The following is a 4,097-nucleotide window of genomic DNA, read 5'->3' as shown; positions in this document are numbered from 1 at the left end:
AGGCGGCCGTGGGTGACCAGCCCGACGTGGAAGGCGTCCTCGGTGGTGAGCGCGCTCATCACCTTCAGGTGCGCTGCGAACAACACGCTCTTCAGCGAGGCCCCTGCCTGGGAGGCGAGGGAGCGGAGCTGTGGCTCCAGATCGGCGTACCGGGCGGCGACCCGCACCGCCTCGGCCGCACCCGCACCCGCATCCGTGTCCGTGCCGGAACCCCAGGCCTCGGGCAGGGCGAGCGGTACATGCGTACCGGTGACCTCTGCCCAGAACCGCTGATCGTCCGCGTCCTCCAGCGACTTCAGCTCGGCGGCCACGAAATCGGCGTACCGGACAGCAGGAGCCTCGTACGCCGGAAGCTCCCGGCCGTCGCGCAGGGCGGCGTATACCTCGAGGAGTTCCACGGTGAGCGCGTTGACACTCCAGCCCTCGGTGGCCGCGTGGCTCTGCACCAGGGTCAGGCGCCAGATGGCGTCCGACTCCAGGTGCACGTGGACACGTAGCGTCGGTGCGACGGTGACGTCGAGCCCGCCCGCACGCTCCTCGCGCGCCCAGGTGAACTCGGCCGCACGCAGGCTCTCTTCGTCCAGCTGCCGCAGGTCGTGGATCAGGACCGGTACGTCGACGGAGGCGTGGACGAGTTGGAGGGGCTGGGAGTAGCCGTCCAGGTGCATGGAGGTGCGCAGGATGTCGTGGCGGTCGGCCACGGTTCGGAGTGCTTCGTGGAGGGCTTCGGCGGAGAAGCCCTGGCCGTCGGGGGCCGGGATGCGGAAGGAGTTGATGTTGATGTAGGTGCCGGGGCGCTCACCCGTGAGCATCTCCACGAGCATGCCGGTCTGCACCTGGGACAGCGGGTAGGCGTCGACCACATCGGCCGGCAGCGCGGCCCGGTCGGTTTCGCTGATCAGTGCGAAGGGTGTGACGGGGGTGAAGCCGGTTTCTTCGGTGGTGGGTGTGGTGTGTGTGGCGAGGTGGTGGATGGTGCGGTGTTCGAAGATGTCGCGGATGGTGATCTGGTGGCCGTGGGTGCGCAGCGCGCCCGCCAGTCGGACGGCGCGGATGGAGTCGCCGCCGAGGTCGAAGAAGCTGTCGTGGGTGCTGATGTGCTCGGGGTCGAGGTTGAGGATGTCGGCCCAGGCCTGAGCGAATGCGCGTTCGGTGTCAGTGGTGGGGGCGACGTGCTTGTTGGTGGTGAGGGCTTGTCGGTCGGGTGCGGGGAGGGCTTTGGTGTCGAGTTTTCCGTTGTGGGTGAGGGGGATGTGGTCGAGGGTGATGTAGGCGCTGGGGATCATGTAGTCCGGCAGCGTGGTGGCGAGGTGGGTGCGTAGTTCGGTGGGGTCGGGTGTGTTGCCGACGAGGTAGGCGGTGAGGGTGTTGTCGTGTGCGGTGACGGCGGCGTCGGTGATGCCGTTGATGTCGCGCAGGCGGTGGGTGATCTCGCCGAGTTCGATGCGGTAGCCGCGGATCTTGACCTGGGTGTCGATGCGGCCGAGGAACTCCAGTGAGCCGTCGGGCAGGCGTCGGGCGAGGTCGCCGGAGCGGTAGAGGCGGCTGCCGGCTGGTCCGAAGGGGTCGGGGACGAAGCGTTCGGCGGTCAGGTCGGGGCGGGCGAGGTAGCCGCGGGCCACGCCGGCGCCACCGACGTGGATCTCACCGGGGACGCCGACGGGCACCAGGTTCCCGTCCCCATCCAGCAGGTGCACGCTCAGATCCGACAACGGGCGCCCGACCCGGCTTCGGAAGCCCGCGTCGAGGTCCTCCCCGTCGATCTGGTGGTAGGTGGTGTGCACGGTGGTTTCGGTGATGCCGTACATGTTGATGAGGGCGGGTGTCGCCGGGCCCAGCCGGTCGGTCCAGGGCCGGAGGTTGCCGGGGTCGAGCCGTTCGCCGGCGAACACCACGGCGCGCAGGGCGAGTCGGTTGATGCGGGGGTCGTCTGCGGCGGCCAGTGCGGTGAGGGAGTGGAAGGCGGTCGGTGTCTGGCACAGCACGCTCACCTGCTGGGTGACCAGCAGGTCGAGGAATTCGTCGGGGGAGCGCAGGGTGTCGAAGGGGGCCAGTACCAGTCTGCCGCCGTGCAGCAGGGCGCCCCACATCTCCCATACGGATACGTCGAAGGCGTAGGAGTGGAAGAGGGTCCATACGTCGTCGGTGCCGAAGTGGAAGTGGTGGTCGGCGGAGCGCATGAGGCGCGCGACGTTGGTGTGGGTGAGGGTGACGCCCTTGGGGCGGCCGGTGGAGCCGGAGGTGTAGATGACGTAGATCAGGTTGTCGGGGGTGGTGGTGGGTGTGGGGTTGGTGGCCGGTTCGGTGGGGAGGGTGTCGGTGTCCAGGAGGAGGCGGGTGCCGGTGTGGTCGGCGGGGAGGCGGTCCTGGACGGTGCTCTGGGTGATGAGCAGTGAGGCGTGTGCGTCCTGGAGGATGTAGCGGAGGCGCTCGGGGGGGTTGGCGGGGTCCAGGGGGAGGTAGGCGGCGCCGGATTTGAGGACGCCCAAAAGGGCGGGGATGAGGTGGATGCCGCGTTCCAGGCAGACGCCGACCAGGGTGTCGGGGCGGGCACCGAGGGCACGCAGGCGGTGGGCGATGCGGTTGGCACGTTCGTTCAGTTCGCGGTAGGTGAGCTGCTCGTCCTCGAAGACCAGAGCGACCGCGTCCGGGGTGCGGGCGGCCTGCGCCTCGAAGGCCTGGTGCACACAGACATCGACCGGCTCAGGGACGAAACGATTCCACTCGCCGAGCAACTGCTCCGTCTCCTCGGCAGGCAACACGCTGCCGCAGGCACTGCCTTCGGGGTCGGCGACCATCGACTCCAGGACGTGTCGGAACATGCCTGCCAGCCGTTCGGCGTCGGCCAGGCTGACCACGTCGGTCGAACCGATGATGCTGACCGCCTCGGCCGTGCCGGAGACGTGCAGGTCGAACTCGGTCGCGCCGTCGATCAGCGTGGCCTGGACGTCGATCCGGTCGGTGTCGACGTGGTGGAAGTCGATGTAGTCGAACATCACGGACACCAGCCGATGACCGTTGCCCGTCCCCATGCCCGTGTCCCGCTGGATGGCCGGCAGCGGATAGCGCCGATGGGCCCACGCCTCGGTCTCGCGGGCGTACGTCTGCTCAACCAGCTCCCGCCAGGTACGGGCCGCACCCGTGGTGTGCGGTACGGGCAGGGTGTTGAGGTGCATGCCCAGGACGCGCTCGGCACCCGGCACCTCCAGCCGCCCATGGGTGACCATCCCGGTGTGGAACGAACGCTCGGTGGTGAGGGCGCTCATCACTTTCAGGTGCGCGGCCAGCAGCACCGTCTTGAAGGACGCGCCCGCCCGCGAGGCCAGCGTCCGCAGTCCGTCCTCCATGCCGGCCAACCGCACCGGGACGCGGTAGCGCTCCGCAGGGTTCTCCTGGTCGGCCCACGTCTCGGGGACGGCGAAGGGGGCGTGGGTGTCGGTGATGTCCTGCCAGTACCGCTGGTCGTCCGGGTCGTTCAGGGAGTCCAGTTCGGCGGCGATGTAGTCGGCGTAGCGGACGCCCGGACCCTCGTGGACGGCCGGCTCCTGGCCGTCTCGGATCGCTCTGTAGAGCTCCAGGACTTCCATCAGGAGGGAGTGGTAACTCCAGCCCTCGGTGATCGCGTGACTCTGGGTGAAGGTGAGCCGCCACGACTCGTCCGACTCCAGGTGCACGGCGGCACGGACCAAGGGTGCCACCTCCGGATCGAACACGTCGGCCCGTTGCTGCTCAGCGAAGTCGAGACCTGCCTGTGCCTGCTGTTCGGCGTCCTGGCCACGCAGGTCGTGCACGGCGAGTGGGATCTTCGCGGTCGCGTGGACGATCTGGAGGGGCTGGCTGTAACCGGTCAGGTGCATCGAGGTCCGCAGGATGTCGTGCCGGCCGACCACGACCCGGAACGCCTCGCTCAGGGCGTCCGGCGAGAAGGGCTCACTGTCCGGGATGCGGAACGAGTTGATGTTGTGGTAGCTGCGACGCCCGCTTCCTGTACTCGCGAACATCTCGACGAGCATGCCGGTCTGGATTTGGGAGAGCGGGTAGGCGTCGACGGCGTCGGTGGGGAGGGTGGCCCGGTCGGTTTCGGTGATCAGTGCGAA

At 68.7% G+C, this 4,097-nt stretch carries 1 protein-coding gene; it reads right to left on the bottom strand.

Translation table 11 applies throughout. The features are described from left to right. A partial coding sequence (locus ACZ5GP_RS33930) for a non-ribosomal peptide synthetase (protein ID WP_468754517.1) occupies positions 1–4,097 on the bottom strand: 4,097 nt, incomplete at both ends.

The sequence above is a fragment of the Streptomyces sp. NPDC031466 genome, assembly GCF_055581265.1.
This window is presented reverse-complemented; position numbering and strand designations above follow the sequence as displayed.